Raw genomic sequence first — 26,398 nt, 5'->3', positions numbered from 1 at the left:
CCCGGTGAGCGGCAACCCGTACCCGCTCGGGCTGCGGCTGGCGGGGCGGCGGGTGGTCGTGGTGGGTGGCGGGGCGGTGGCCACCCGGCGGGTGCCGGCCCTGCTCGACGCCGGCGCGGACGTCCTGCTGGTCGCCCCGGAGCTGACCCCGGCGCTGCGGGCGCACGCCGACGCCGGCCGGCTGCACTGGGTGCCGCGCCGGTTCGCCCCCGACGACCTGGACGGGGCCTGGCTGGTCCAGGTCGCGGTCGACGACCCGATCGCCGCCGCGTCGGTCAGCGCGGCCGCCGCCGAGCGGCGCATCTTCTGCGTACGCGCCGACGACCGGGCGGCCGCCACCGCGTGGACCCCGGCGGTGACCCGGCACGGCCCGGTCACCGTGGCCGTGCTCGGCGGCGGTGACCCGCGCCGGGCGATGAGCGTGCGGGACGCGGTGCGGGACCTGCTCACCGCCCGGATCGAACCGGCCGCGACCGGAGCGGCGGCCGGTGCCGCGGCCGGCCGGGTGGCGCTGGTCGGCGCCGGGCCGGGCGACCCGGAGCTGATCACCGTCAAGGGCTGGCGGCTGCTCACCGCGGCCGACGTGGTGGTCGCCGACCGGCTGGTCCCCGGGCTGCTCCTGGACGAACTGCGCGCCGACGTGGAGCTGGTCGACGCCTCGAAGATCCCGTACGGCCCGGCCCGCGCGCAGGAGGAGATCAACCGGATCCTGGTGGACCGCGCGCTGGCCGGGCGGTTCGTGGTCCGGCTCAAGGGCGGCGACCCGTACGTCTTCGGCCGGGGCGGGGAGGAGCTGCTCGCCTGCGCGGCGGCCGGCGTGCCGGTGACCGTGGTGCCGGGGGTGACCAGTTCGATCGCCGCGCCCGCGGTGGCCGGCATCCCGGTCACCCACCGGGCGGTCGCGCACGAGTTCACAGTGGTCTCCGGGCACGTGGCCCCCGACTCGCCGGCCTCGCTGGTGCGGTGGGAGCACCTGGCCGGGCTGCGCGGCACCCTGGTGATCCTGATGGGTCTGAAGAACCTGGCCGAGATAACCGCCACGCTGATCGCCCACGGCCGGCCCGCGGCGACGCCGGCGGCGGTGGTGCAGGAGGCCACCACCGGCGCCCAGCGGGTGCTCCGGTCGACCCTCGCCTCGGTCGCGGCGGACGTGGCGGGGGCGGGATTGCGGCCGCCGGCCGTGGTGGTGGTCGGCGACGTCGTCCCGGTGCTCTCGCCGGGGGCCGTCGGCGGCCCCGCCGACTGAGCACAGCTGTCACCGCCGACGCCGACGGCGGCCGGAGGATCGGGTCTCCGGCCGCCGTCGGGTGGAACCGTCAGGTCACTGTTTGAGCATGTTGTCCAGCAGGAGGGCGCAGCGGATAACGCCCAGGTGGCTGTAGGCCTGCGGGTGGTTGCCCAGCCCGCGCTCGGCCAGCGGGTCGTACTGCTCGGGAAGCAGCCCGGTCGGCCCGGCCGTGTCGATCATCTGGGCGAACAGTTCCTCGGCGTCGTCCCGCCGGCCGGTGCGCAGGTACGCCTCGACCAGCCAGGCGGTGCAGATGTGGAAGCCGCCCTCGCGGCCGGGCAGGCCGTCGTCCCAGTGGTAGCGGTAGACCACCGGGCCGCTGCGCAGGTCGGCCTCGATCTTGAGCACCGTGGAGAGGAAGCGCGGGTCGTCGCCGGGGAGCAGGCCGGACAGGCCGATCCAGAGCGACGAGGCGTCCATGTCCTCGTCCCCGTACGCGACGCTGTACGCCTCGGCGTGCTCGTGCCAGCCGTACTCCAGCACGTTGGCGCCGATCCGGTCGCGCAGTTCCACCCACTCCGGCCGGTCGTCGCCGCCGTGCTGGCGGACCACGTGCAGCGCCCGGTCGACGGTCATCCAGCACATCGTCTTGGAGAAGATGTGGTGCCGCGGCGGGAGGCGGGCCTCCCAGATGCCGTGGTCGGGCTCGTGCCAGCGGCGGCGGACCGCCTCGACCATGTTCTCCAGCACCCGCCACTCGTCCTCGCGGACCGAGCCGCGGGCGTCGGCGACGGCGGCGATCAGGTCGGCCACCGGGCCGAAGACGTCCAGCTGGAGCTGGTGGTTGGCCAGGTTGCCGACCCGCACCGGGCGGGAGCCGGCGTAGCCGGGCAGGGTGTCGATGACCGCCTCGGCGCCCAGTTCGTAGCCGTCCACGGTGTAGAGCGGGTGCAGCCGCTCGGGGTGCCCGCCGGTGCGCTCGACGACGCCGTCGATCCACCGCAACAGCCCCTCGGCCTCCTCGGTCGAACCGAGGTCGACCAGCGCCCGGGCGGTCAGCGCCGCGTCGCGCAGCCAGCAGTACCGGTAGTCCCAGTTGCGGACCCCGCCCAGCTCCTCCGGCAGGGAGGTGGTGGCCGCGGCCAGGATCGAGCCGGTGGCCTGGTGGCAGAGCCCGCGCAGGGTGAGCGCGCTGCGGGCGACCAGGTCCCGCGCGGTGTTCGGCAGCCGCAGCGAGGCGACCCAGTCCTTCCACGGCTGCTCGGCCGCGGCCTGCCGCTCGTGGATCGGCAGCCGGTGGTGTTCCAGGCTCTGCGTGCCGAAGCGCATCTCCAGCACCACCTGGCCGCCGGCGGCACGCAGGTCGACGACCGCCTTCGCGGTCTCGTAGACGCCGTCGCCGGTCACCTCCCACTCGACGCCGGGGGAGTAGAGCGCGACCGGCTCGTTGGAGCCGAGCACCAGCAGGCCGTCGCCGAGCGGTTGCAGCTGCACGGCCACCTGGCCGAACTCGGGCCGGGGCGCGAATTCGATCCGGGCCCGGCCGGTGCCGGTGAGCACCCGGACCAGGGTGGAGTCGCCGCTGACGATGACCGGGCCGTCCGGCGTGGTCTCGCTGTCCGGCGTGTCGAGCCAGTCGGTGACGGTCAGGCCCGACCAGCGGGTCTCCACCGTCATCGTGCCCGAGCGGTACCGCTGGCCCAGCGGGATGCCGCCGCGTTCCGGCGCGACACTGAAGTATCCGGCCGGGCTGCCGCCGACCAGGTCGGCGAAGATGGCCGCCGAGTCCGGCTTGGGGTGGCAGAGCCAGGTGACCTTGGCGTCCGGGGTGAGCAGTGCGACGGTGCGGCCGTTGGCCAGCATCGAGTGCCGCTCGATCGGCACCGCCCGCTCGCCGAAGAGCCAGTGCCGGCGGGTCTCCAGCAGCAGCCCGAGGGCCCGCGCCGCCTCGATCGGTTCGGCGACCCGGAACTGCGCCTGGGTGTCGCCGGGCCCGATCTTGATGCCGACGTCCGGCCCGTGCAGGTTGCCGAAGGCGTTCTCGTCGGTGACGTCGTCGCCGATGAAGAGCACGGCGCTGGCGGAGAGCTGGGTGCGCAGCTGGTCGACGGCGGTGCCCTTGTGGGTGGCCACCACCGACAGCTCGATGACCTCCTTGCCCTGGGTGACCGTGACGCCGTCCCAGGTGGCGGGGCCGCTGCGGACCGCCTCGATGGCCGCCGCGGCGACCTGCGGGTCCACCCCGCGGGTGTGCACCGCGACGCTCGCCGGCTTGCGCTCCAGCCGGATGCCCGGGTGAGCGGCGGCGATCTCGCGCAGCGCGTCGCGCAGCCGGGTGCGTACCGCGATCAGCTCGGGGGAGAGCCGCTCGACGAAACCGATGTCGAACTCGGAGCCGTGGCTGCCGACCAGGTGGACCTCGCTGGGCAGCCGGGAGAGCGCGGCCAGGTCGCGCAGCGCCCGGCCGGAGACCACCGCCACGGTGGTCTGCGGCAGCGCCGCGAGCGCGCGCACCGCCGCCACCGACTCGGGCAGCGGTACGGCCTTGCTCGGGTCCTCGACGATCGGCGCCAGCGTGCCGTCGTAGTCGCAGGCGATCAGGAGCTGCGGCACCCGGGCGATCCGGCCGATGGCCGTGCGCAGCTCAGCGTCCATCACCCCGGTGACGATGGGCGCCGCGTCGCTGACGGACGCGTTCACGCGGCCTCCGCCTCGGGCACACCCAGCTCGGTGAGGAACGACTTGGCCCAGTGACCCACGTCGTGGGTACGCAGGTGGCGTTGCATTATCCGCATCCGGCGGCGGGCCTCCGGCTTCTCCACGTGCACGGCCCGCAGCAGCGCGTCCTTGACCGCGTCCGGGTCGTGTGGGTTGCACAGGAACGCCTGGCGCAGCTCGGTGGCGGCGCCGGCGAACTCACTGAGCACGAGCGCGCCGCCCTGGTCGGCGCGCGATGCGACGTACTCCTTGGCCACCAGATTCATTCCGTCTCGCAGCGGGGTCACCATCATCACGTCGGCAGCGACGTACATCGCGGCCAGTTCACTGCGACTGTACGACTGATGCAGATAATGCACCGCCGGCACGCCGACCCTGCCGAATTCGCCATTAATCCGACCAACCTCGCGCTCGACCTTGACCCGAAGTGCCTGGTAGTGCTCGACCCGCTCGCGGCTCGGCGTGGCCACCTGCACCATGACGGCCTCCGGGACTGTCAGCTTTCCGTCAGCCAGCAGCTCGCGGAAGGCCTTGAGCCGCAACTCGATGCCCTTGGTGTAGTCGAGCCGGTCGACGCCCAGGATGATCGTCTTGGGGTTGCCCAGTTCCTCGCGGATCTCCTTGGCCCGGGCCTGCACCGCCGGGTCGGCGGCCATCCGTTCCATCTCCCGGGTGTCGATGCTGATCGGGAAGGCGCCGGCCTTCACCTGGCGCCCGTCGACCTGGATCATCTGCCCCTCGTAGCGGAGCCCGAGCAGGTGCCGGGCCAGCCGGACGAAGTTCTGCGCGGCCAGCCGCTGCTGGAAGCCGACCAGGTCGGCGCCGAGCAGGCCGCGCAGGATCTCGGTGCGGAACGGCATCTGCATGAACAGCTCGATCGGCGGGAACGGGATGTGCAGGAAGAAGCCGATCCGCAGGTCCGGGCGCAGTTCCCGGAGCATGGCCGGCACCAGCTGGAGCTGGTAGTCCTGCACCCAGACCGTGGCGCCCTCGGCGGCGACGTCCGCCGCGGCCTCCGCGAACCGGGCGTTGACCAGCCGGTACGCCTCCCGCCAGCGCCGTTTGTAGGCCGGCGTCTCCACGGCGTCGTGGTAGAGCGGCCAGATGGTGGCGTTGGACTGCCCCTCGTAGTAGCGCTCCAGCTCCTCGGCGCTGAGCGGCACCGGGTGCAGCCGGATGCCCTCCAGGTCGAACGGCTCCGGGGCGGCGCCCGTGCCGCCGGCCCAGCCGACCCAGGTGCCCTGGTGCTCGGCGAGGACGGGGTGCAGGGCGGTGACCAGCCCGCCGGGGCTGCGTCGCCACTGGCGTCCCTCGGGTGTGCTCACCTCGTCGACCGGCAAGCGGTTCGCCACTACGACAAAGGAGCTGCGGACGGTCACGTTCGGCCACCTCCGGGTGCTGACGGGTCAACCGCATGAGCGTACTGAGCGTAGCTGCGGCGTCTGGGGCCCCGTGCCGGAGTTCCCTACCCGTCCCACCGGCGCCGAACCCTGGAGGTGATCTTGTCAACAGACCGGCCGGCGGACCGCCCGCCGGCACGCCCGCGGCGGGGTGATGTGGGCGTCGCGACGCGTACCTGTCAGGATTGACAGCGGCGTGCGTGCGGCCGGCCCCGGCCGGCGGCCGCGGGTGACGACCAGCCCGCGCCCTCGCCCGCCGGCTCCCAGTCGCAACCTACGGAGGTAGCCCGCACCGTGGCCCAGTACATCTACGTCCTGGAAAAGGCGCGCAAGGCGCACGGCGACAAGGTCGTGCTCGACAACGTGACGCTGAGCTTCCTGCCGGGGGCCAAGATCGGTGTGGTCGGCCCGAACGGCGCCGGTAAGTCCAGCCTCCTCAAGATCATGGCAGGGTGGGACCGGCCGAGCAACGGCGAGGCCCGGCTGATGCCCGGCTACACCGTGGGCATGCTGGCCCAGGAGCCGCCGCTCAACGACGCCAAGACCGTCCTCGGCAACGTCGAGGAGGCGGTCGCCGAGATCAAGGCCAAGCTCGAGCGGTTCAACAAGATCGCCGAGCAGATGGCGACCGACTACTCCGACGAGCTGATGGAGGAGATGGGCAAGCTCCAGGAGGAGCTGGACAACGCCGACGCGTGGGACATCGACTCCAAGCTCGAACTGGCCATGGACGCGCTGCGCTGCCCGCCGCCGGACGCCGACGTCACCAAGCTCTCCGGCGGTGAGCGCCGCCGGGTGGCGCTGTGCAAGCTGCTGCTGGAGGCGCCCGACCTGTTGCTGCTCGACGAGCCCACCAACCACCTGGACGCGGAGAGCGTGCAGTGGCTGGAGCAGCACCTGGCCAAGTACGCCGGCACGGTGATCGCCATCACCCACGACCGGTACTTCCTGGACAACGTGGCCGGCTGGATCCTGGAGCTGGACCGCGGCCGAGCCATCGGCTACCAGGGCAACTACTCCACCTACCTGGAGAAGAAGGCGGCCCGGATGGCCGTCGAGGGCCGCCGCGACGCCAAGATGAAGAAGCGCCTCGACGAGGAGCTGGAGTGGGTCCGCTCCAACGCCAAGGCCCGGCAGACCAAGTCCAAGGCCCGCCTCGAGCGGTACGAGGAGATGGCCACCGCGGCCGAGCAGACCCGCAAGCTGGACTTCGAGGAGATCCAGATCCCGCCGGGTCCCCGCCTGGGCAGCACCGTGATCGAGGTCAACAACCTGGTCAAGGCCTTCGGCGACCGGGTGCTGATCGACGACCTGTCGTTCTCGCTGCCGCGCAACGGCATCGTCGGCGTGATCGGTCCGAACGGCGTCGGCAAGACCACCCTGTTCAAGACCATCGTCGGGCTGGAGGAGCCGACCTCCGGCTCGGTGAAGGTCGGCGACACCGTCTCGCTGTCGTACGTCGACCAGAGCCGGGCGGGGCTGGCCGGTGACCGGACGGTCTGGGAGACCGTCTCCGACGGGCTGGACCACCTCCTGGTCGGCAAGGTCGAGATGCCGTCCCGGGCGTACATCGCGGCGTTCGGGTTCAAGGGCCCGGACCAGCAGAAGCCGACCAAGGTGCTCTCCGGCGGCGAGCGCAACCGGCTCAACCTGGCGCTGACGCTGAAGATCGGCGGCAACGTGATCCTGCTCGACGAGCCGACCAACGACCTCGACGTCGAGACGCTCGGCAGCCTGGAGAACGCGCTGCTGGAGTTCCCCGGCTGCGCCGTGGTCATCTCGCACGACCGGATGTTCCTCGACCGGGTCGCCACGCACATCCTGGCCTGGGAGGGCGACGACCAGAACCCGGCGAAGTGGTTCTGGTTCGAGGGCAACTTCGAGGCGTACGAGAAGAACAAGATCGACCGGCTCGGCGCCGAGGCCGCCCGGCCGCACCGGGTGACCTACCGCAAGCTGACCCGCGACTGACGTGGCCGACCGGTTCGTCTACCACTGCACCCTGCGGTGGTCCGACCTGGACGCGTACGGCCACGTCAACAACTCGCGCTTCCTCACCCTCTACGAGGAGGCCCGGGTGGCGTTGATGTTCGCCGGCGGCCGGGCGTGGGGAGTGGGCTCGTTCGCCGACGGCGTGGTGATCCGCCGGCACGAGGTCGACTACCTGCGCCCGGTCGACTACGCCCTGGGCCGGGCCACCGCGGAGACGGCGCCGACCGTCCGGATCGAACTCTGGGTGGAGGAGATCCGGGCCGCCTCGTTCACCGTCGCCTACGAGTTGTACGACGGCGAGGTGCTGGCCAGCCGGGCCCGCTCGGTGCTGGTCCCGTTCGACCTCGACCGGCAGCTGCCGCGCCGGGTCACCGCCGAGGAGCGCCAGTTCCTCCTGGCGTACGCCCCGCAGGGCGCGGCGTGACCGCGGCCGGTCACCCGGTCGACGCCGCGGGTGGGCACGGGATCGCCGACGTCGCCGACGCGGGCGCCTTCCTCGCCCGGCTGGTCCGGCTGGACCGGGGTGCCCTGGTCCGGCTCCGGCCGGCCGGCGCGCCGGGGCGTACCGCCCTCTGGGCCCGCCTGCCGTGGGGGGTGCTGGTGGTGCGCACGGTGGCCGGCGCGGCGCCGGGCGACGTCACGGTGGGCGCGGGCGACCTGCTGGCGGCGCTCACCGAGGGGCGGGGGGAGTTGCCGGCGCGACGCGACGCGCAGTGGCGGTGGCCGCTGCCGCCGGCGGCCAGTCGCCGGGTGGAGACGCTGCCCGGTGGTGAGCTGCGCCGGATCGCCGAGGCGGCGGCGGGCACGCTGCGCGCCGCCAGCACCCACGGGGTGGCCGGACGGGCGGTGGGGCAGCGGGCGCTGCGCGACGCGCTGCTCGACCACGTGCCGGTCGTGGTGACCCCGGACGACCCGCCGGGCGAGCCGGTCGAGGTGACCCAGCGGCTGGTCCAGGGGCTGGTCCGGATGGGCTTCCTGGGCGCGCCGGGCGGCGGCTCCGGCGACACCGACGCCGCCGACGTCCAGGTGCGTACGGCCGGACGTTGGGTCGGCCTGGTGGGACCATACGGAGCGACCTGGTCGCAGACGGCCACTGATCTTGCCGTACGGCCCTCTGGTGGTCATCCGTTCGGCTGACCCCTGGTCATTCTTCTGGTTTGGGGCTCCCGTTGGGGGGATGCTTCAACCCGGCTGTCCGGGTACCGTCCATCCTCGGATCCAACGCACCGTAGGCGACTGGATCCGCTGGGGAGTGAGGTGCGCGAGCGATGCCGTGGTGGTCATGGCGCCCCGGTCCCGCCAACGGCGGCGATCCGGAAACTCGAAGCGGGATCACAGTGGAGGGCACCGTCCGGGTCGGGCCACCGACCCCCCGGCAGCCGGAGGACGACTCCCCGGCCGTCGACCGGCCCGCCATCCCGGAGATGCGAGCCACGGTCGAGCCGGTCACCCTCGGCCGGGTCTGCGAGGCGCTCGACCTGCTCGACGTGCGTTACCTGGCCGACGGTGACGGCAACCTGCTGGCCATGTGGGAGCGGCACGCGGTGCTGGTCACCCTCGAAGGCCCGGAGGACGAGATCCTGGTGATGCGGGCGCGTCCACACGCGACGGTCCCGCCCGACTGGGCCGACCGGGCCTACCGGGTGGTCAACGAGTGGAACCACACCCGCCGGTTCTGCAAGGCCTACGTCGGCGACCCCACCGAGCGCGGCCAGCTGCCCATCTACGCCGAACTCCAGGTGCCCTTCGGTGCCGGGACGCACGACGCGCTCCTGGTCGAGATGCTCGACTGCGGCGCCGCGGTGGCCACCAGCTTCGTCGACTGGCTGCACGACGAGGGCGCCCTGCTCTGACCGCCCGCCCGCCCGGGCCGCGGTCCGCCGGGCGTGGTCGCCTGTCTACCGGGCCGGCCGCCCGCCGGCTGGCCTACCCGGGCGTGGCTGCCGGGTCGCGAGGCGTGCCCGCCGCCGTGCCGACGGCTACGGCGTCCCGGCGGCCGGGTCCTCCATCACGTTGACCATGAAGTACGCGGCCCGCTCCAGGTAGTCCCAGAGCGCGGTGGCGAGCTCCGGCGGCAGGTCGAGGCGGTCGACGGCCGTGCGCATGTGCCGCAGCCAGGCGTCCCGCTCGGCCGCGCCGATCCGGAACGGCGCGTGCCGCATCCGCAGCCGCGGGTGCCCCCGCTGGGCCGAGTAGGTGTTCGGGCCGCCCCAGTACTGCATCAGGAACAGCGTCAGCCGGTCCGCCGCCGGGCCCAGGTCCTCCTCCGGGTACATCGGGCGCAGCAGCGGGTCGTCGGCGACCCCCGCGTAGAACTCGTCGACCAGCTTGCGGAAGGCGGGCTCACCGCCGATCGCCTCGAAGAGGGTCACCGAGGGCCGGGGACGGTCGGACTCAGCAGCGGGATTCACCGTTCCATCCTGCCAGGTGCCCCCGGGCCGAACCCGGGGGAGGGACCGGGGTACGGGTGTAAGTCAGCTCACCGCGTGCCGGGGCCGCCCCGGTTCGCCGGGCCGGCCGGCGACCGGACCGCCGCCCCCGTCCGACGGCCGTTCGCCCGCCCCGCCCTCGCCCCGGTCCGGCGCGCCGCCGGTCTGCTCCACGGTCGGGTCCTCGGCCGGCTCGGCGGCCGCGCCGCTCGCCCGTTCCGCCGCGGTGACCGCCGCGTCGACGCTGGCCCGGCTCGGCCAGCGCAGCGCCACCAGGGCCATCAGCAGGACGCCCGCCGCGCTCCACCACCCGACCACCGCCGGGATCGGGAACCGCTCGGCGAGCAGCCCGGTGGCCAGCACCGCCACGCCCTGGATCACCTGCACCCCGCTGGCCATCACGCCGAACGCCCGGGCCCGGAAGCCGCTGGGCAGGGCGCGCACGAACAGCCCGTTGGCCATCGGCAGCATGCCGGCGACCGCGAACCCGCAGGCGCCGGCGAGCAGGGCCACCACCGCCGGTGGCGGGTCGAACAGGGCGGGCACCAGCACCGCCGGGGCGAGCACCGCGAGCGGCCGCATCAGTGCCAGCCGCCGGTCCGGCCCGAACGCCCGGCCGACCACCAGCCCGCCGAGGATGAAGCCGACCGGGTTGGCGGCCATGATGACGGCCTGCGCGACGCCGGTGTCCATCCCCTCGCCGCCGTGCTCGCTCGCCCAGGCCGCGGCCAGCCCCTCGGGCACGATGGAGAAGAGCATGGCGCTGAACACCAGCACGGCGATGGCCCGCAGCACCGGGGTGCCGAACACGATCTGGAACCCCTGGCCGGTCTCCCGGAGCAGGTGGCTGCGGTGCGCGGCGGTCATCGCCGGCGGCCGGTCGGAGACCCCGAAGCGGGTCAGCGCGGCCGAGACGGCGAACGTCGCCGCGTTGATCAGCAGGGCGACGGCCGGGTTGAACGCCGCCACGGACGCGCCGACGAGGTAGCCGACGACCTGCGCGGCCTGGCCGGCGCTGGCGTTCAGGGAGAGCCCGAGGACGAGCCGGTCGCCGGTGAGCACCAGCGGCATCAGCGCGGACTTCGCGGCCTGGCTGGGCGGGTTGGCCAGGGTGGCGGCGAAGAGCAGCACCAGGATCGCGTTGACCGGCATGTTCGGGATGGCGATGACCGCCATCAGGGCCATCCGGATCAGGTCGCAGGCGACCATCACCTGCCGGTAGCGGTGCCGTTCGGCGAGGGTGGACAGCAGCGGGCCGCCGACCAGCCAGGGCAGGTAGCTGATCGCGAACGCGACGGCGGAGAGCGCCACCGAGCGGGTCTCCCGGTAGACCAGGAGGGTGACGGCCGCCTTGGCGATGTAGTCGCCGACCCAGGAGAGCGCGCTCGCCGCGAAGATCGCCCGATACTCGCGCTGGGCGAACACCTCGTGGAAGGTGGCCGGCCCTTCCCGAGAGGGTCGCTCGTCGGACACCGTCGCCTCCATCGTTTCCCGGGTGCAACCGCTCGTGGCGTACGCGCCCGGGAAACCGTCGTCAGATCTACGGATCAGCGAGGACGTGATCACGTTCCGGGGGGAACGCGTGCCCCGGATTCTGCCCGATCGTCTGACAACTGGCTAGGGCGAACGGCTTGATCGTCGCATCCCCGACTGAACGAACGGACGATACCCGAGGGGCCGGCCGGCCCGCGACCCCATGCTGCTCGGCCACCCGGCCACTCAGGTGGCGCCGCCCTGACCGGTCTCGCCGGGGCCGCCGGCGGCCATTCCCGGGTAGAGGCGGGCGGCCGCGATCCGGGCGGTGATCCCGGAGTTCTCCAGCGCCTCGGTGAGCCGGCGGCGCAACTCGCGGCCGACCGCGAACTGCCCGTCGGCGGTGGTCTTGACGACGGTGCGGATCACCGCGCCCTCCACCGTCATCTGCTCGACCCCGAGCACCTCGGGCGCCTCGACGATCTCCGGCGACAGTTCCGGGTCGACCGCCACCGACGCGGCGGCGGTGCGCAGCACCGCGGTGGCCTCCTCGGTGCCGGCGAAGCCGATCGGCAGGTCGACCACGACCAGGGCCCAGCCCTGGCTCTTGTTGCCGACCCGGACGATCTCGCCGTTGCGGATGTACCAGAGCACCCCGCGCCCGTCCCGGACGGTGGTCACCCGCAGCCCGACCGACTCCACCACCCCGGTCGCCTCGCCCAGGTCGACCGTGTCGCCCACGCCGTACTGGTCCTCGATGAGCATGAACAGGCCGGCGATCAGGTCCTTGACCAGACTCTGCGCGCCGAAGCCGAGCGCCACCCCGGCGATGCCCGCGCTGGCCAGCAGCGGGGCGAGGTCGAAGCTGAACTCCTTGAGCACCATCAGCAGCGCGATGCCGAAGATGAACGCCGTGGTCAGGCTGCGCAGCACCGACCCGATCGCCTCGGCGCGCTGGCGCCGCCGTTCCGGCACGAACTCGCCCGGCTCGGCCGCGGCGGTGGGGATCCGCTCCCGCAGCGGCCGCAGCATGGTGGGCACCCCGGCGGCCGTGGTGGTGCGCACCAGCCGGCGGATCGTCCGGTGCACCAGCCACCGGGCGGCGACCGCCAGCAGCAGGATCAGCACCACGCGCAGCGGCTTGAGCAGGATCCAGTAACTGCCCTCGGCGAACCAGACCGAGTTGGTGATCTCCCAGGCCGCCTTGCAGAGCGCCTCCTCCAGGCACTGGGGGCTCGGCGTCGGGTCCGGGCTCGGCGCGGGTTCGGCGAGGAACAGGCTGACGGAACTCACCGTGTCTTCGTACCGCACCCCGGGTGGGCTCTCCGCGCCGACCCACCGCCGGGGTGACCGGTGCCGCCGGTACGCCCGCCCACCGGGTGCGAAACCGGTCATCGTGGCGGGCGCGGAGGAAGCCTCACCGGGGGACCGGCGCCGTCGAGGCGGCGGTGGCCGGCTTCCTCGCCTCGTGCGGTGGCGCGTGGGACGCCGCCGCCACCGACCGGCCGGCGCCGCCGATCCCTACCCCGGCTCGTCGAGCAGCAGCGGCACGTCGTGGGCGGACAGGTCCAACCGTGGACGCAGGTACCGGACCCCGTGCCGCCACCGGTGATGCTCGTACGCCGTGTCGACCTCGATCTCCGCCACCACGATCGGTTCCACCTGGGTGTACCGCAGGGGCTCGGGACGGTCGAGCTGGCCGGACCAGGCGGCGGGGAGCGGCTGTGGCCACGGGTGGGTCACCGGGCCGCCCGGACGCCGCGCCCGCGGGGGTGTGAGCAGGGCGCTCAGCTCGCGGCGCTGCCCCTCGCCCAGGGGGTGCGTCCGGCCGGTGTAGCGCAGCCGCCCGCGCCGGTCCAGACGCCCCACCAACGCGCTCTCCGGAGCGTCGATCGTCCCCGTGACACCGCCGATCACCGCCTCGGTGGTGCAGTAGGCCCGGAACTTCCGCCAGCCCCGCCGGCCCGCCTCGTAGCGTCCGCCCAGCTCCTTGATCATGACACCCTCGACGCCCGCCGCTGTCCAGCTGCCCAGCCACTCGGCCGCCTGGGCCACGTCGGTCGTCTGCGGCGACAGGGTGATCGCCGGGGGCGCTCCCGCCAGCAGGTCGACCAGGAGGGCACGACGATCGGCGAGCGGGACGTCGAGGAGCGGCCCACCCGGCGGCGCGCTGAGCACGTCGAACACGACGTAGTGAGCGGGGTGGCGGCGGGCGGTGGCGAGCAGCTGCCGGCCCGCGGTCACCCGACGTTGCAGCAGAGCGAAGTTCGTCCTCTCCCGCTCCCAGGCAACCAGCTCCCCGTCGAGCACCACACCGGGCGGTACGGCGGCCCGTACCGCCCGGGTGATGTCCGGGAAGTAGGTGCTGAGGTCGCGGCCAGCGCGGGACTGGAGGTGGACGCCGGCGGCCGAGCGGAAGGCCAGCGCTCGCCAGCCGTCCCATTTCGGCTCGTACGCCAGCCCGGCGCCCTCGGGTACGGCGTCGACCGCCACGGCGAGCATCGGCGTGATGGGCGGTCGTAGCGCCGCGCCGGCGGCCGGGCCCGCTCTGCGCCGGGCCGGGCTCACCGTGCCGGTGGCGCCGCCTGTCGGTCGCGAATCGCTGTCACCCCCGCCTCGGATACTCCAGGGTGCGGCTGCGCTCGCGCTGGTAGATGCGGAAGGTTGGATACCCGGCCCCGGCCACGCGAGCCCGACCCGGGCCGGCGCCGTCGAGGTCCGGCGCGCAGCGGTGCGTCGAGGGGCCACCGGTCGATCAGCGGTCGGTGCGGGACCGGTCCCGGGAGGTGACCCCGGGGGCGCGCTGGCGGTTCACCCGCACGCCGCCGGCTGGTCAGGGTGCCCGCCGGCCGTCGATGGCGCGCCGGAGCACCTCCGCGGCGGCCAGCCGTCCGGCTGCCCGGTTGATCGCCGCCGACGAGTCGACGTCGTGGACCAGGATGCGGCGCAGCACGACCCGGACCGGGGGCGGCTGTCCGCCGCAGAGCCGGACCAACTCGGTCCGGATCCCGTCGGTGAAGCCGTCGACGCACTCCTGGCGCAGGTCGGCCGGGCCGGGTGGTCGTCCCTCGAACCGTGCGGTGAAGGCGTAGGCCGGATGTGGCTCGACGTCCGCGAGCACGACGGCGATCCCGCCGCAGGCCGTCTGGGTGCCGTGCCGCACGTGCACCGCCCGGATGGGGGTGGTCCAGTCCGGCTGGTCGGTCATCGCCTGATCATCGCAGCGGCCGTCCGGTCGGGGATCGTTCTGTCCGGGGTCATCGGCATCTTCGAGCCCCCTGGCCTGCGTGGACGGCAGGGCGGCGAGCGAAAGATCATCGGGCCCGGATCCGGCGCACCTGACACCGGCAGGGGGCCGTCGACCGCTGTCCCGTGGCGGAAGAGTTCACCCAGGTCGGCACGGCGATCAGCCGCAGTCCGGATGATCTCTCTGCCAGATGAGAGATTAGTACGTGCAATCCCGGTTCCGATCAGGGACTATTGGCGCAACGGATGTCGGTGATCCGGCCGGCGTCGGCCGCGGTGAGCGCTGTGCCCGATCCCGGTCGACGGTGGCGAGTGGGGCCGCTGGACCGGGAGGGTGAGCGCGATGCCTGACATACGACCCACGGTGGGCTCCGGCGCGCTGGTCCTCAACGCCACCTACGAGCCGCTGTGTGTCGTGTCCGTCCGTCGTGCCGCCATCCTCGTGCTCTCTGCCAAGGCCGTCTGCGTCGCCGACGGCGACGGTGTCCTGCACAGCGCCCGCAACGCGTTACCGGTGCCGTCGGTCGTCCGGCTCACCCGGTTCGTCCGGGTGCCCTACCGCACCCACGTCGGGCTGTCCCGCCGGGCCATCTTCGCCCGCGACGGCTGGCGGTGCGCGTACTGCCGGGGGCCGGCGGAGACCATCGACCACGTCTTCCCGCGCAGCCGGGGTGGCCGGCACGCCTGGGAGAACGTGGTGGCGGCGTGCGCCAAGTGCAACCACACCAAGGGCGACAAGACCCCGGCCGAGCTGGGCTGGCGGCTGCACGCGCTGCCGGCCGCCCCGAAGGGCGTCGCCTGGCGGGTGCTGGGCCACCGGGCGCCCGACCCGCGCTGGGCCGACTGGCTCGACCTGCGGGAGCCCGAGGCGGCCTGAGCCCCGCTCACCCGTCGCGCGCCCGCACCAGGGTGGCGAAGACGACCACGTTGTCGGCGTAGCCGGTCTCCCCGCCGACCCAGCGGCCGCCACAGGTGATCAGGCGCAGGTTGGGGCGGCTGAAGTCGCCGTACACCTCGTCCACCGGCAACCGCTCCTTGTCGAACCGCTCCACCGAGTCCACCTCGAAGACCGCCACCGAGCCGTCCTCGCGGCTGACCTCGACCGGGTCGCCCGCGCGCAGTTGACGCAACCGGTGGAACACCGCCGGCCCGGTGCTGGTGTCGACGTGCCCGACGATGACCGCCGGCCCGTACTGGCCCGGGGTCGGGCCCTGGTCGTACCAGCCGGCCTCCTGGGCGCGGTCGGCGTCCGGCACGGCGATGCTGCCGTCCGGGGCGATGCCGACGTTGTGCACGGGCGCCGCCAGGTCGATCGGTTGGCTGCTGATGCCCACCGGCCGGCTCGCCGGCAGCACCGGGAACTTCTTCGGTGGCGGCCGCAGGCTGGCGGTGAACCGGTCGGGCAGCATGCTGATCCCGGTGACCCGCTCCACCCCGAGCATCGCCACGATCAGCACCATCAGCGTGCCGATCACCAGTACCGGCAGGCCGGGGTTGGCCGCGGCCAGCCGTCGACCGGGCGCCCAGCGGTGCCGGGGTCGGGCCGGCAACGGCCGGGTGGCGGGGTCCGGCGTGGCGACGCTGGCCGAGACGGCCTCGCCGGCCACCCGGCGCAGCCGCCGGGTGGTGGCCACCACCGCCCGTCCGGACGCCCGCAGCGCCCGGCGGGCGGCCGCCCGGCCCGGTCGCGGGGTGCGCGCGCGAGAACCGGCCATGGCGGCGGGGGGTCAGGAGCCGGCCCCGGTCCGACGGCGGTTGCCGAACACCCCGAAGGCCACCACCACGGCGACCACGGCGACGCCGCCGACCAGCAGCAGCGAGCCGGTGCCCCGGCCGCCGGCGGTGGCGCCGCCCCCGGTCGCCGGCCCCTTGCTGGGCTGCTCCATGTTCAGCACGGTCAGCGTGGTGGTCGCGGTCTTGCCGTTCTGGCAGCGCAGGTCGACCGGGTAGTCACCGGGCTGTTTGTTGGCCGGGATGGTCGCCTGACCGGTCAGGAAGCCGTTGTCCGGTCGGAGCACCACCCGCCCGAACGCGTCGGAGTGCACCTCCGCCTGCCGGTTGTTGCCGTTGTCGCAGCCGGCCCGGATGCTCACCCGGGTGCCCGCCTGTGCGCTGTTCGGCGTCACCTCGACGAAGACGTTCTCGGCGGCCCGGGCCGGCGTCGCGCCGACCAGGACGAAGGCCCCGATCACGACGAAGACCCCGAGCAGCCGGATGATGGTCGACGGGGCGCGGAGCACGCCTCCGTCCGGTCGCAGACCCCGCATGATCCTCCCTCCCGGCACCGGTGTACCGGTCCTGCTGGGGCGACCCGGCGTGCTTTCCCCCTGGGTGCGGGGCTAACCGGGCCGGTCAGCGGCGCCGGGTGGCGGGGCCGTCGGCGGGCGGCAGCGGGGTGACCGGATGCCAGTCCAGCGGGGTGGAGAGCACCATCGTGCTGGACGGCTGGCCGTACGGGGCGAGCCGGTCGATCACCGCCTCGAACTCGTCGATCGAACCGGCCGCGACCTTGAGCATGCTGCACGCGTCGCCGGTGATCCGGTGGATCTCCAGGATCTCCGGCCACCCGGCGACCTCGGGGTCGTGCAGGATGCACCGGGCGCCGTAGCAGGACATCCGGATCAGCGCGACCACCGTGCGTCCGGCCCGGGTGAGGTCGACGTGCGCGTGGTAGCCGGTGATCACGCCGGACTCCTCCAGCCGGCGGACCCGCTCGGCCACCGCGGGCGGGGAGAGGTGCACCCGCCGGGACAGCTCGCTGAAGGAGAGCCGCGCGTCGGCCTGCAACTCCCGTAGCAGCGCCCAGTCCATGTCGTCCATGAGCAGACCTTACGTTCTCCAACCGGAACCGCCGAACCGCCTTCGCGACGGCAGGTCGTCCCGGCGCAGCGCCGTTGAACAGGCATTCCGTTCGCCGCTGTGACCGGGAGATCATGTCGCCACCCGGCTCACGGAGGAGACGACAGGTGAAGCAGACGGAGCTGCCGGCGCCCGCGCCGGCCGCGGTGGTGCGCCCCACCACCCCGCAGCAGCGGGCCGCTCGGGCGCAGCGCAACGGTGGCAAGCCGACGCTGGAGTTCGCCGAGCGGGTGCCGTACGACGCGTACGTCCGGGCCAGCACCCTGCACCGGTTGCAGGAGCCGCTCAGCGACGACCCGGGCGAGATGTCGTTCCTGGTGGTCAGCCAGATCATGGAGCTGTACTTCAAGCTCACCTGCCACGAGCTGCGGGAGACCCAGCGGCTGCTGCGCGCCGACCGGGTGTGGGACGCACTGGCCCCGCTGCGCCGGGCCGCCCTGCACCTGGAGGGGTTGAACGCGGCCTGGAAGGGGCTGCGCTGGATGACCCCGGCCGACTTCAACCGGTTCCGCAACCTGCTCGGCGAGGGCTCCGGCTTTCAGTCGGCGATGTACCGCCAGCTGGAGTTCCTGCTCGGGCTCCGGGACCCGGCGCTGATCCGGCCGTTCCGCCGGCAGACCGAGGTGTACGCCGAACTGACCGCCGCCCTGGCCGCGCCGAGCGTCTGGGACGACGTGCTCGCCCTGCTCGCCGGGCACGGCCACGAGCTGCCGGCCGAGCTGCTGGAGCGGGACGTGGCCGTCGAGCACGAGCCGCACCCCGCGGTGGAGGCGGCCTGGGTGCGGGTCTACGCCGACGCCGGGCCGGAGAACCACCTGCGCCTGCTGGGCGAGGCGCTGACCGAGGTGGCCGAGCAGTTCGGCGACTGGCGGCAGCACCACGTCAAGGCCGTACAGCGGACAATGGGCGCCAAGGTCGGCAGCGGCGGCTCCGCCGGTCTGGCGTGGCTGCAGCGCAGCATGGCCCGGGTGGTCTTCCCCGAGCTGTGGTCGGCCCGGACCGCGATGTGACCGGAGAACGAGACATGGACACCCCCGCACCCCTCGCCGCCGGTGAGGCCGAGGCGCGCCGCCTCGACGCCGCCGACCGCGGCCACCGCCACCTGTTCCACGTGCCGCCGGCCGAGGGCGGCCGCTACCCCGAGGTGGCCTACCTGGCCGGCAACTCGCTCGGACTGCAGCCCCGGGCCACCCGTACCGACCTGCTCGCCGATCTCGACGCCTGGGGCCGGCTCGGCGTCGAGGGGCACCTGGAGGCGGAGCGGCCCTGGCTGCCGTACCACGAACTGCTCACCGGGCCGGCCGCGCGACTGGTCGGCGCCCGGCCCGCGGAGACCGTGGTGATGAACTCGCTCACCGTCAACCTGCACCTGCTGATGGTCAGCTTCTACCGGCCCGCCGGCGCCCGCACCCGGATCGTCATCGAGGACAGCGCCTTCCCGTCGGACAGCTACGCGGTGCGCAGCCAGGCCCGGTTCCACGGGCTCGACCCGGACGAGACGGTGGTCCGGCTCCGGCCCCGTCCCGGCGAGGACACCCTGCGCACCGAGGACGTCACCGGCTACCTCGCCGCCGAGGGGGACCGGGTGGCGCTGGTGCTGCTCGGCGGGGTCAACTACCTCACCGGCGAGCTGATGGACATCCCGGCGATCACCGCCGCCGGCCGGGCCGCCGGGGCGACGGTCGGCTGGGACCTGGCGCACGCCGCCGGCAACGTGCCGCTGGCCCTGCACGACTGGGACGTCGACTTCGCCGCGTGGTGCTCGTACAAGTACCTCAACTCCGGCCCCGGCGCGCTGGCCGGCGTCTTCGTCCACGAGCGGCACCTCGGCGACCCCGACCTGCCGCGCTTCGAGGGCTGGTGGAGCACCGACGCGGCCACCCGGTTCGAGATGACCCCGGTCTCCCGGCCACCGGCCACCGTGGAGGCCTGGCAGATCTCCAATCCGCCGATCTTCGCGATGGGCCCGGTGCGGACCTCGCTGGAGATCTTCGACGCCGTCGGCATGCCCGCCCTGCGCGAGCGCAGCATCCGGCTCACCGGCTACCTGGAGCGGCTGCTCGACGAGGTGACCGCCACCCGGCCGCTGACCGTGGTCACCCCGCGCGAGCCGCAGCGCCGCGGCTGCCAGCTGTCGGTGCGGATCGGCGCCGGCAGCGCCGCCGAGCTGACCAAGCGGCTGCGCCACGAGCACGGCGTGATCGCCGACGCCCGGGAGCCGGACGTGGTCCGGTTCGCCCCGGTGCCGCTCTACTCCACGTACCACGACTGCTGGCGGGTCGCCGAGGCGCTCGCCGCGACCGTCGGGGAGGTGACCGCATGAGCGAGCGGAGCGCGCGAATCATCAGGCTCAGCGCGATGGCGCCTCATGGTGGCACGCAGCGGAGCGGAGGGCCGGCATGAGCGCCGAACGGGACGAGATCGCGGTGGTCGGCGCCGGCCTGGCCGGCTGTCTGCTGGCCTGCTTCCTGGCCCGGCGCGGCCACCGGGTGGCACTCTACGAGCGGCGGCCCGACCCGCGTACCGGGCGGGTGGAGCGGGGCCGCTCGATCAACCTGGCGCTCTCCGAGCGCGGCCTGGACGCGCTGCGCCGGATCGGGCTGGCCGAGCAGGTGATGGCGGACGCGCTGCCGATGCGCGGGCGCATGATCCACCCGGTGGACGGCGAGCCGCAGTTCCAGTCCTACAGTGCGACCGGCGACCTGGCGATCAACTCGATCAGCCGGGGCGCGCTGAACAACGCCCTGCTGGACGCCGCCGCCGCGCTGCCGGGGGTGCGGATCGCCTTCGACCACCGGCTGGTCGGCCTCGACCCGGCCAGCGGTGAGATGACCTTCGAGACGCCGGCGGGCAAGACGACCGCCAGCGCGCCGGTCGTGCTCGGCGCCGACGGCGCCGGTTCGGCGGTACGCGGCCAGCTGCTCGGCCACGGCCTGCTCACCGAGAGCCTGGACTTCCTCGACTACGGCTACAAGGAGCTGACCATCCCGCCGCTGGGCGGCGACTTCGCCCTCGACCCCGAGGCGCTGCACATCTGGCCGCGCGGCACCTCGATGATGATCGCACTGCCCAACCCGGACCGGTCGTTCACCTGCACGCTCTTCTGGCCCACCCACGGCACCGCGAGCTTCGCCTCGCTGGGCAGCCCGGCCGCGATCGAGCGGCACTTCGCCACCCACTACCCGGACCTGCCACCGCTGGCGCCGAACCTGGTCGACGACTACCAGCACAACCCGGTGGGCGTGCTCGGCACGGTGCGTTGCACGCCGTGGCAGGTGGACGGTCGGGTCGGGCTGCTCGGCGACGCGGCGCACGCCATCGTGCCGTTCTACGGGCAGGGCGCGAACTGCGCGTTCGAGGACGTGGTGGAGCTGGACCGCTGCCTGGACGAGTGCGCCGACGACTGGGCGGCGGCGCTGCCGCTGTTCCAGGAGCGCCGGCGGGACAACGCCGAGGCGATCGCCCGGATGGCGCTGACCAACTTCGTGGAGATGCGGGACAAGGTCGCCTCGCCGGTGTTCCAGCTGTGGCGGCGGGTGGAGCACGCACTGGAACGGGCGCTGCCCGGCCGGTACGTTTCGCAGTACGAGCTGGTCTCGTTCTCCACCACCCCGTACGCGGAGGTGCGGCGGCGGGTGCGCCGGCAGCACCGGGTGCTGGGGGCGGTGGCCGCCGGTGCGGTGGCGGCGCTGGTCGGTGCGGTCGGCGCCGCGGTCAGCCGAGGGAGGCGCTGATGACGGTGGTCTGGGATCCCCGGTTGATGACCGGGCGGGCGCCGGACGGGCCGGGCCTGCTGCGCAACTTCGTCGCCGGCGAGTTCGTCCCGGCCGGGAAGACCTTCACCAAGGCCAGCCCGGTGACCGGGGAACCGGTCTTCGAGGTGGCCGAGGCCGACCGGTCCACGGTGGACGACGCGGTGGCCGCCGCCCGGGCGGCGCTGCGCGGGCCGTGGGGCCGCCTCGGCGAGCGGGAGCGGGCCGAGGTGCTGCGCCGGGTCGCGGACGAGCTGGAACGCCGCTTCGACGACCTGGTCGCCGCCGAGGTGGCCGACACCGGCAAGGCCATCTCGCAGGCCCGCACCCTGGACATCCCGCGCGGGGCGGCGAACTTCCGGGCCTTCGCCGAGATCGTGGCGACCGCGCCGACCGAGTCGTTCACCACTGTCACCCCGACCGGGGGCCGGGCGCTGAACTACGCGGTCCGCAAGCCGGTCGGCGTGGTGGCGGTCATCGTGCCGTGGAACCTGCCGCTGCTGCTGCTCACCTGGAAGGTGGCCCCGGCGCTGGCCTGTGGCAACGCGGTGGTGGTGAAGCCGAGCGAGGAGACCCCGGCCTCGGCGACGCTGCTCGCCGAGGTGATGGCCGCGGCCGGGGTGCCGGCCGGGGTGTTCAACCTGGTGCACGGCTTCGGCCCGGACTCGGCCGGGGAGTTCCTCACCCGGCACCCGGACGTCGACGCGATCACCTTCACCGGCGAGTCGGCCACCGGCAGCGCCATCATGCGGGCCGCCGCCGACGGGGTGAAGGCGGTCTCCTTCGAGCTGGGCGGCAAGAACGCCGGGCTGGTCTTCGCCGACGCCGACCTGGACGCGGCGGTGGCCGGCTCGGTGCGGTCCAGCTTCACCAACGGCGGCCAGGTCTGCCTCTGCACCGAACGCATCTACGTGCAGCGGCCGGTCTTCGCCGAGTTCACCGAGCGGCTGGCGAAGCGGGCCGGCGAGCTGGCGTACGGGTGGCCGGCCGACGAGGCCACGGCGAACATGCCCCTGATCTCGCACGCCCACCGGGACAAGGTGCTCGGTTACTACGACCTGGCCCGCACCGAGGGCGCCGGGGTGCTGACCGGGGGCGGGACGCCCCGCTTCGGCGACGCCCGCGACGGCGGGGCGTACGTGCAGCCGACGGTGCTCACCGGGCTCGGCCCGGACGCCCGGACCAACCGCGAGGAGATCTTCGGCCCGGTGGTGCACGTGGCCCCGTTCGACGACGAGGACGAGGCGTACGCGCTGGCCAACGGCACCGAGTACGGCCTGGCCGCGACGGTGTGGACCCGGGACGTCGGCCGGGCGCACCGGGCCGGGGCCCGGCTGGACGCCGGGATCGTCTGGGTGAACACCTGGTTCCTGCGCGACCTGCGCACCCCGTTCGGCGGGGTGAAGGCGTCCGGCATCGGGCGCGAGGGCGGCCTGCACTCGCTGGACTTCTACTCCGAACTCACCAACGTCTGCGTGGACCTGTCATGAGCGAGCGCAGCGAGCGAATCACCAGGCGCAGCACCGGGGAGCCGAGATGAGCGATTACGAGGCCGCGGCCCGGGAACTGGTCGAGGCGCGGGAGAGCGGCAAGCCCTGCCCGCCGCTGCGCGGGCGGCTGCTGCCCGAGGGGGACGTCACGTCCGCGTACGTGGTGCAGCAGCTCCAGGTGCGGCAGTGGCTGCAGCGGGGGCACCGGCGGGTGGGCGCGAAGATCGGGCTGACCTCCCGGGCGGTGCAGGAGAGCTTCGGCGTCTACCAGCCGGACTTCGGGGTGCTGCTGGACAGCATGGCGGTGCCCGACGGCGCGGAGGTCGGCCTGGACCGGCTGCTCCAGCCCCGGGTGGAGGCGGAGGTGGCCTTCGTGCTCGGCACGGACCTGCCCGACGAGCGGGTCACCACCGCCGACCTGACCCGCGCGGTCGACCACGTGCTGCCGGCCATCGAGGTCGTCGACTCCCGGGTGGCCGGCTGGGACATCTCCATCGTGGACACCGTCGCCGACAACGCCTCCAGCGGGCTGTTCGTGCTCGGCACCACGCCGCGCCGGCTCACCGACGTGGACCTGCGGCTCTGCGGGATGGTGCTGGAACACGCGGGGGAGCCGGTCTCGGTCGGTGCCGGGGCGGCCTGCCTGGGCAACCCGCTGCACGCGCTGGAGTGGCTGGCCCGCACGATGGCCCGCTCCGGCGATCCCCTGCGCGCCGGTGACGTGGTGCTCTCCGGGGCGCTCGGCCCGATGGTGCCGGTCACCCCGGGCGCGGCGTACGAGGCCCGGATCTCCGGCCTCGGCTCGGTCCGGACCTGTTTCTCGTCCTCGGAGGGGCATCGTGAGCGCGAGGAGTGAGCTCGCGAGCCCGCAGTCGCGAACAGAGGGAGACACCGCATGACTGTCGGGGTGGCCGTGCTCGGGTCCGGCAACATCGGCACCGATCTGATGATCAAGGTGCTCCGGCTGTCGGAGGCGCTGCGGATGGTGGCGATGGCCGGCATCGACCCCGGGTCGGACGGCCTGGCCCGGGCCCGGCGGCTCGGCGTGGCCATCACCGCCGAGGGCGTGGACGGCCTGGTGGCGATGCCCGAGTTCGCCGACGTCGAACTGGTCTTCGACGCCACCTCGGCCGGCGCGCACCGGCGCCACCACGAGGTGCTGCGCGCGCACGGCCGGACCGTGGTGGACCTGACCCCGGCCGCCATCGGCCCGTACGTGGTGCCGCCGGTCAACCTCGACGAGCACCTGCACGAGGGCAACGTCAACATGGTCACCTGCGGTGGGCAGGCCACCGTGCCGATCGTCGCGGCGGTCGGCCGGGTCACCCCGGTGGTGTACGGGGAGATCGTCGCCTCGATCGCCTCGAAGTCGGCCGGGCCGGGCACCCGGGCCAACATCGACGAGTTCACCGAGACCACCGCCCGGGCGATCGAGGTGGTCGGCGGTGCCGAGCGGGGCAAGGCGATCATCGTGCTGAACCCGGCCGACCCGCCGCTGCTGATGCGGGACACCGTCTACTGCCTCTGCCCGGACGCCGACGCCGACCGGGCCGCGATCGCCGCCTCCGTCGCCGAGATGGTGGCGACCGTCCAGGAGTACGTGCCGGGCTACCGGCTCAAGCAGGACGTGCAGTTCGACCGGGTGGACAGCTACCTGCCGACGCTGGGCCGGCACCTGACCGGCCTGCAGGTCTCGGTCTTCCTGGAGGTCTCCGGCGCCGGACACTACCTGCCCGCGTACGCCGGGAACCTGGACATCATGACCTCGGCCGCGCTGCGGACCGCCGAGCGGCTGGTCGCCCTGCGGGCCGCCGGCACGACGGAGGTGGCCGCGCGATGACCGATCTCTACATCCAGGACGTGACGCTGCGCGACGGCATGCACGCCATCGCCCACCGCTACACCGTCGACCAGGTCCGCACCATCGCGGCCGCGGTGGACGCGGCCGGGGTGGCCGCGATCGAGGTGGCGCACGGCGACGGCCTCGCCGGGTCCAGCGTCAACTACGGCCACGGCGCGGCCAGCGACGCCGAGTGGATCGCGGCGGCCGCCGAGGTGCTGACCAGCGCGAAACTCACCACCCTGCTGCTGCCCGGCATCGGCACCATCGCCGACCTGAAGGCGGCGAAGGCGCTCGGGGTGACCAGCGTGCGGATCGCCACCCACTGCACCGAGGCGGACATCTCGGCCCAGCACATCTCCTGGGCCCGGGAGAACGGCATGGACGTCTCGGGCTTCCTGATGATGTCGCACATGTTCGACCCGGCCGGGCTGGCCGGGCAGGCCAAGCTGATGGAGTCGTACGGGGCGCACTGCGTCTACGTCACCGACTCCGGCGGTCGGCTGCTGATGTCCGACGTGGCCGAGCGGGTCGACGCGTACCGGCAGGTGCTGGAGCCGGAGACGCAGATCGGCATCCACGCGCACCACAACCTGTCGCTGGGGGTGGCCAACAGCGTGGTGGCGGTGGAACACGGCCGGATCCTCGGCGCCGGGCCGCTGGGGTCGCCGCACGGCCGGACCGTCCGGGTGGACGCCTCGCTGGCCGGCCAGGGCGCCGGGGCGGGCAACGCCCCGCTGGAGGTCTTCGTCGCGGTCGCCGAGCTGCACGGCTGGAAGCACGGCTGCGACGTGTTCGCCCTGATGGACGCGGCCGACGACCTGGTCCGCCCGTTGCAGGACCGGCCGGTCCAGGTCGACCGGGAGACGCTCTCGCTGGGCTACGCCGGGGTCTACTCCAGCTTCCTGCGGCACGCCGAGCGGGCGTCCGCCAGGTACGGGGTGGACGTCCGGTCGATCCTGGTCGAGCTGGGTCGGCGCCGGATGGTGGGCGGCCAGGAGGACATGATCGTGGACGTGGCGCTGGACCTCGCCGCCAAGGAGGAGTCGTGATCGGGCCGGACATCGCGGGGATCGCCGAGAAGCTGGGTGCGGCCGCCGACACCGCCACCGCGATTCCGCAGCTCGCCGCCGAGACCGGATTGGACGTCGACGGCGCGTACGCGGTGCAGACCGCGCTGCTGCAACGCCGGATCGACCGGGGCGAGCGGCTGGTCGGGCTGAAGATGGGGCTGACCAGCAGGGCCAAGATGGCCCAGGTCGGCGTGGACGAGGTGATCTGGGGCCGGCTCACCGACGTGATGCGGGTGCCCGACGGGGGCAGCGTCGATCCGGCCGACCACATCCACCCCCGGGTCGAGCCGGAGGTGGCGTTCCTGCTGGACCGGCTGCCCCAGCCGGGCGAGCCGGTCGGCGAGTTCCGGGACGCGGTCCGCGCCGTCGCGCCGGCCATCGAGCTGATCGACTCCCGCTACGCGAACTTCACCTTCTCGCTGCCCGACGTGATCGCCGACAACACCTCGGCCGCCGCGTTCGTGGTCGGCCCGTGGTCCCCGGTGCCGGACGGGCTGGACAACCTCGGCGTGCTGCTGGAGATCGACGGCCGGGTGGCGCAGGTCGGCTCGACCGCGGCCATCCTCGGCGATCCCCGCCGGGCGCTGGACGAGGGGATCCGGCTGGCCGGCCGGCACGGGGTGCGGATGCAGCCCGGCTGGGTCTTCCTGGCCGGCGCCGCGACGGCCGCCGTGCCGTTGCGTCCGGGCGCCCACGTCCGGGCGGTCGTCGAGAAGCTCGGCACCGCTTCGCTCCGGGCGGCGTCGTGATCGGGCGGCGCGTGGGGATCGGCGTGGGGGGTCCCGGGCAGCCCACCCGGCTCCGGGCGGTCAGGCTTGATCCCTCCGCCGGGCGGGCTGCCCGGAACCCGGTCGTGGTCGCCGTCCGCGCGTCGGCCGGTGGGCCGCGTCCCCTCGCC

The 26,398-nt window shown here is 73.8% G+C and carries 24 protein-coding genes; 14 read left to right on the top strand and 10 right to left on the bottom strand.

The features are described 5' to 3' along the window. The first annotated feature begins 4 nt into the window (after positions 1-4). The gene (gene cobA, locus Q3W71_RS10425; RefSeq protein ID WP_302919657.1) at positions 5-1,246 is read left to right on the top strand and encodes a uroporphyrinogen-III C-methyltransferase; all 1,242 of its coding nucleotides are present in this window, start codon (positions 5-7) and stop codon (positions 1,244-1,246) included. Between the two features lie 75 nt (positions 1,247-1,321). On the opposite strand, the gene otsB is transcribed toward cobA, so the two are convergent. Both otsB and Q3W71_RS10415 read right to left on the bottom strand, forming a co-directional pair. Continuing rightward, positions 1,322-3,883 carry a trehalose-phosphatase gene (otsB, locus tag Q3W71_RS10420; RefSeq protein ID WP_302919656.1) on the bottom strand — a complete coding sequence of 854 codons (2,562 nt, stop codon included), beginning with the start codon at positions 3,881-3,883 and terminating at the stop codon, positions 1,322-1,324. 41 nt (positions 3,884-3,924) lie between these two features. Continuing rightward, on the bottom strand, positions 3,925-5,325 hold the full coding sequence (locus tag Q3W71_RS10415) for a trehalose-6-phosphate synthase (protein WP_302919101.1): 1,401 nt from the start codon (positions 5,323-5,325) through the stop codon (positions 3,925-3,927). Between the two features lie 315 nt (positions 5,326-5,640). On the opposite strand from Q3W71_RS10415, the gene ettA reads away from it, so the two are divergent. From ettA to Q3W71_RS10395, 4 genes are all read left to right on the top strand, one after another. Next, positions 5,641-7,317: an energy-dependent translational throttle protein EttA gene (gene ettA, locus Q3W71_RS10410; protein WP_302919100.1), complete on the top strand. Its 1,677-nt coding sequence runs from the start codon at positions 5,641-5,643 to the stop codon at positions 7,315-7,317. A 1-nt stretch (position 7,318) separates the two neighbouring features. After that, positions 7,319-7,762 (top strand): thioesterase family protein, encoded by a 444-nt coding sequence (locus Q3W71_RS10405; protein WP_302919099.1) that lies wholly within the window; start codon positions 7,319-7,321, stop codon positions 7,760-7,762. Continuing rightward, positions 7,759-8,475 (top strand): hypothetical protein, encoded by a 717-nt coding sequence (locus Q3W71_RS10400; protein WP_302919098.1) that lies wholly within the window; start codon positions 7,759-7,761, stop codon positions 8,473-8,475. Before Q3W71_RS10405 ends, Q3W71_RS10400 begins: the two co-directional genes overlap by 4 nt. 131 nt (positions 8,476-8,606) lie before the next feature. Beyond that, the gene (locus tag Q3W71_RS10395; RefSeq protein WP_167179355.1) at positions 8,607-9,191 is read left to right on the top strand and encodes a YbjN domain-containing protein; all 585 of its coding nucleotides are present in this window, start codon (positions 8,607-8,609) and stop codon (positions 9,189-9,191) included. A gap of 126 nt (positions 9,192-9,317) precedes the next feature. Here Q3W71_RS10395 and Q3W71_RS10390 read toward each other — a convergent pair whose 3' ends face one another. The 5 genes from Q3W71_RS10390 to Q3W71_RS10370 all read right to left on the bottom strand — a co-directional run bounded on the left by Q3W71_RS10390 (position 9,318) and on the right by Q3W71_RS10370 (position 14,448). Next, the gene (locus tag Q3W71_RS10390) at positions 9,318-9,749 is read right to left on the bottom strand and encodes a globin (protein WP_302919097.1); all 432 of its coding nucleotides are present in this window, start codon (positions 9,747-9,749) and stop codon (positions 9,318-9,320) included. Positions 9,750-9,812: 63 nt separating this feature from the next. Continuing rightward, positions 9,813-11,252 carry an MFS transporter gene (locus tag Q3W71_RS10385; RefSeq protein WP_302919096.1) on the bottom strand — a complete coding sequence of 480 codons (1,440 nt, stop codon included), beginning with the start codon at positions 11,250-11,252 and terminating at the stop codon, positions 9,813-9,815. 234 nt (positions 11,253-11,486) lie between these two features. Further along, a complete protein-coding gene (locus tag Q3W71_RS10380) occupies positions 11,487-12,635 on the bottom strand; it encodes a mechanosensitive ion channel family protein (RefSeq protein WP_302919095.1) in 1,149 nt (382 codons plus the stop codon). A 126-nt stretch (positions 12,636-12,761) separates the two neighbouring features. Further along, positions 12,762-13,742 (bottom strand): ATP-dependent DNA ligase, encoded by a 981-nt coding sequence (locus Q3W71_RS10375; protein WP_302919094.1) that lies wholly within the window; start codon positions 13,740-13,742, stop codon positions 12,762-12,764. Positions 13,743-14,073: 331 nt separating this feature from the next. Next, positions 14,074-14,448 carry a hypothetical protein gene (locus Q3W71_RS10370; RefSeq protein WP_302919093.1) on the bottom strand — a complete coding sequence of 125 codons (375 nt, stop codon included), beginning with the start codon at positions 14,446-14,448 and terminating at the stop codon, positions 14,074-14,076. 381 nt (positions 14,449-14,829) lie between these two features. On the opposite strand from Q3W71_RS10370, the gene Q3W71_RS10365 reads away from it, so the two are divergent. Further along, the gene (locus Q3W71_RS10365) at positions 14,830-15,363 is read left to right on the top strand and encodes an HNH endonuclease (RefSeq protein WP_109902624.1); all 534 of its coding nucleotides are present in this window, start codon (positions 14,830-14,832) and stop codon (positions 15,361-15,363) included. Positions 15,364-15,370: 7 nt separating this feature from the next. On the opposite strand, the gene Q3W71_RS10360 is transcribed toward Q3W71_RS10365, so the two are convergent. From Q3W71_RS10360 to Q3W71_RS10350, 3 genes are all read right to left on the bottom strand, one after another. Continuing rightward, on the bottom strand, positions 15,371-16,201 hold the full coding sequence (locus tag Q3W71_RS10360) for a class F sortase (RefSeq protein WP_302919092.1): 831 nt from the start codon (positions 16,199-16,201) through the stop codon (positions 15,371-15,373). 12 nt (positions 16,202-16,213) lie between these two features. Next, complete coding sequence (locus Q3W71_RS10355) at positions 16,214-16,753, bottom strand: hypothetical protein (protein ID WP_302919091.1); 540 nt, start codon at positions 16,751-16,753, stop codon at positions 16,214-16,216. Between the two features lie 85 nt (positions 16,754-16,838). Continuing rightward, positions 16,839-17,306, bottom strand: coding sequence for an Lrp/AsnC family transcriptional regulator (locus Q3W71_RS10350; protein ID WP_302919090.1), 468 nt, complete (start codon positions 17,304-17,306; stop codon positions 16,839-16,841). 146 nt (positions 17,307-17,452) lie between these two features. Between Q3W71_RS10350 and Q3W71_RS10345 the strand changes: the two genes are divergently transcribed. The 8 genes from Q3W71_RS10345 (at position 17,453) to Q3W71_RS10310 (ending at position 26,249) form a co-directional block, all read left to right on the top strand. Continuing rightward, entirely contained in the window at positions 17,453-18,355 is a 903-nt protein-coding gene (locus tag Q3W71_RS10345) for a tryptophan 2,3-dioxygenase (protein WP_302919089.1), read from the top strand. A 14-nt stretch (positions 18,356-18,369) separates the two neighbouring features. Further along, entirely contained in the window at positions 18,370-19,668 is a 1,299-nt protein-coding gene (gene kynU, locus Q3W71_RS10340) for a kynureninase (RefSeq protein ID WP_302919088.1), read from the top strand. A gap of 76 nt (positions 19,669-19,744) precedes the next feature. Continuing rightward, entirely contained in the window at positions 19,745-21,079 is a 1,335-nt protein-coding gene (locus Q3W71_RS10335; RefSeq protein WP_302919087.1) for an NAD(P)/FAD-dependent oxidoreductase, read from the top strand. A gap of 26 nt (positions 21,080-21,105) precedes the next feature. Next, complete coding sequence (locus Q3W71_RS10330) at positions 21,106-22,587, top strand: 2-hydroxymuconic semialdehyde dehydrogenase (RefSeq protein WP_302919655.1); 1,482 nt, start codon at positions 21,106-21,108, stop codon at positions 22,585-22,587. 46 nt (positions 22,588-22,633) lie between these two features. Beyond that, positions 22,634-23,443, top strand: coding sequence for a 2-keto-4-pentenoate hydratase (locus Q3W71_RS10325; protein WP_302919086.1), 810 nt, complete (start codon positions 22,634-22,636; stop codon positions 23,441-23,443). A 39-nt stretch (positions 23,444-23,482) separates the two neighbouring features. Further along, the gene (locus tag Q3W71_RS10320; RefSeq protein ID WP_302919085.1) at positions 23,483-24,427 is read left to right on the top strand and encodes an acetaldehyde dehydrogenase (acetylating); all 945 of its coding nucleotides are present in this window, start codon (positions 23,483-23,485) and stop codon (positions 24,425-24,427) included. After that, positions 24,424-25,479, top strand: a complete 1,056-nt coding sequence (gene dmpG, locus Q3W71_RS10315) for a 4-hydroxy-2-oxovalerate aldolase (RefSeq protein ID WP_302919084.1) — start codon at positions 24,424-24,426, stop codon at positions 25,477-25,479. The genes Q3W71_RS10320 and dmpG overlap by 4 nt, the downstream gene beginning before the upstream one ends. After that, positions 25,476-26,249: a 2-keto-4-pentenoate hydratase gene (locus Q3W71_RS10310; RefSeq protein ID WP_302919083.1), complete on the top strand. Its 774-nt coding sequence runs from the start codon at positions 25,476-25,478 to the stop codon at positions 26,247-26,249. The genes dmpG and Q3W71_RS10310 overlap by 4 nt, the downstream gene beginning before the upstream one ends. Positions 26,250-26,398 lie beyond the last annotated feature (149 nt).

Source organism: Micromonospora sp. C28SCA-DRY-2, from assembly GCF_030519475.1.
In the GTDB taxonomy this organism is placed as follows: domain Bacteria; phylum Actinomycetota; class Actinomycetes; order Mycobacteriales; family Micromonosporaceae; genus Micromonospora.
Note: the sequence above shows the minus strand (reverse complement) of the source record. Positions and strands in the feature narration are given on the sequence as shown.

Bases quoted from the DNA above. Each gene is read 5' to 3' on its own strand.
- otsB (WP_302919656.1), bottom strand. From the start codon at position 3,883: ATGGACGCTGAGCTGCGCACGGCCATCGGCCGGATCGCCCGGGTGCCG.
- Q3W71_RS10395 (WP_167179355.1), top strand. From the start codon at position 8,607: ATGCCGTGGTGGTCATGGCGCCCCGGTCCCGCCAACGGCGGCGATCCG.
- Q3W71_RS10385 (WP_302919096.1), bottom strand. From the start codon at position 11,252: ATGGAGGCGACGGTGTCCGACGAGCGACCCTCTCGGGAAGGGCCGGCC.
- Q3W71_RS10380 (WP_302919095.1), bottom strand. From the start codon at position 12,635: ATGACCGGTTTCGCACCCGGTGGGCGGGCGTACCGGCGGCACCGGTCA.
- Q3W71_RS10375 (WP_302919094.1), bottom strand. From the start codon at position 13,742: ATGCTCGCCGTGGCGGTCGACGCCGTACCCGAGGGCGCCGGGCTGGCG.
- Q3W71_RS10370 (WP_302919093.1), bottom strand. From the start codon at position 14,448: ATGACCGACCAGCCGGACTGGACCACCCCCATCCGGGCGGTGCACGTG.
- Q3W71_RS10365 (WP_109902624.1), top strand. From the start codon at position 14,830: ATGCCTGACATACGACCCACGGTGGGCTCCGGCGCGCTGGTCCTCAAC.
- Q3W71_RS10360 (WP_302919092.1), bottom strand. From the start codon at position 16,201: ATGGCCGGTTCTCGCGCGCGCACCCCGCGACCGGGCCGGGCGGCCGCC.
- Q3W71_RS10355 (WP_302919091.1), bottom strand. From the start codon at position 16,753: ATGCGGGGTCTGCGACCGGACGGAGGCGTGCTCCGCGCCCCGTCGACC.
- Q3W71_RS10350 (WP_302919090.1), bottom strand. From the start codon at position 17,306: ATGGACGACATGGACTGGGCGCTGCTACGGGAGTTGCAGGCCGACGCG.
- kynU (WP_302919088.1), top strand. From the start codon at position 18,370: ATGGACACCCCCGCACCCCTCGCCGCCGGTGAGGCCGAGGCGCGCCGC.
- Q3W71_RS10335 (WP_302919087.1), top strand. From the start codon at position 19,745: ATGAGCGCCGAACGGGACGAGATCGCGGTGGTCGGCGCCGGCCTGGCC.
- Q3W71_RS10330 (WP_302919655.1), top strand. From the start codon at position 21,106: ATGACCGGGCGGGCGCCGGACGGGCCGGGCCTGCTGCGCAACTTCGTC.
- Q3W71_RS10325 (WP_302919086.1), top strand. From the start codon at position 22,634: ATGAGCGATTACGAGGCCGCGGCCCGGGAACTGGTCGAGGCGCGGGAG.
- Q3W71_RS10320 (WP_302919085.1), top strand. From the start codon at position 23,483: ATGACTGTCGGGGTGGCCGTGCTCGGGTCCGGCAACATCGGCACCGAT.
- dmpG (WP_302919084.1), top strand. From the start codon at position 24,424: ATGACCGATCTCTACATCCAGGACGTGACGCTGCGCGACGGCATGCAC.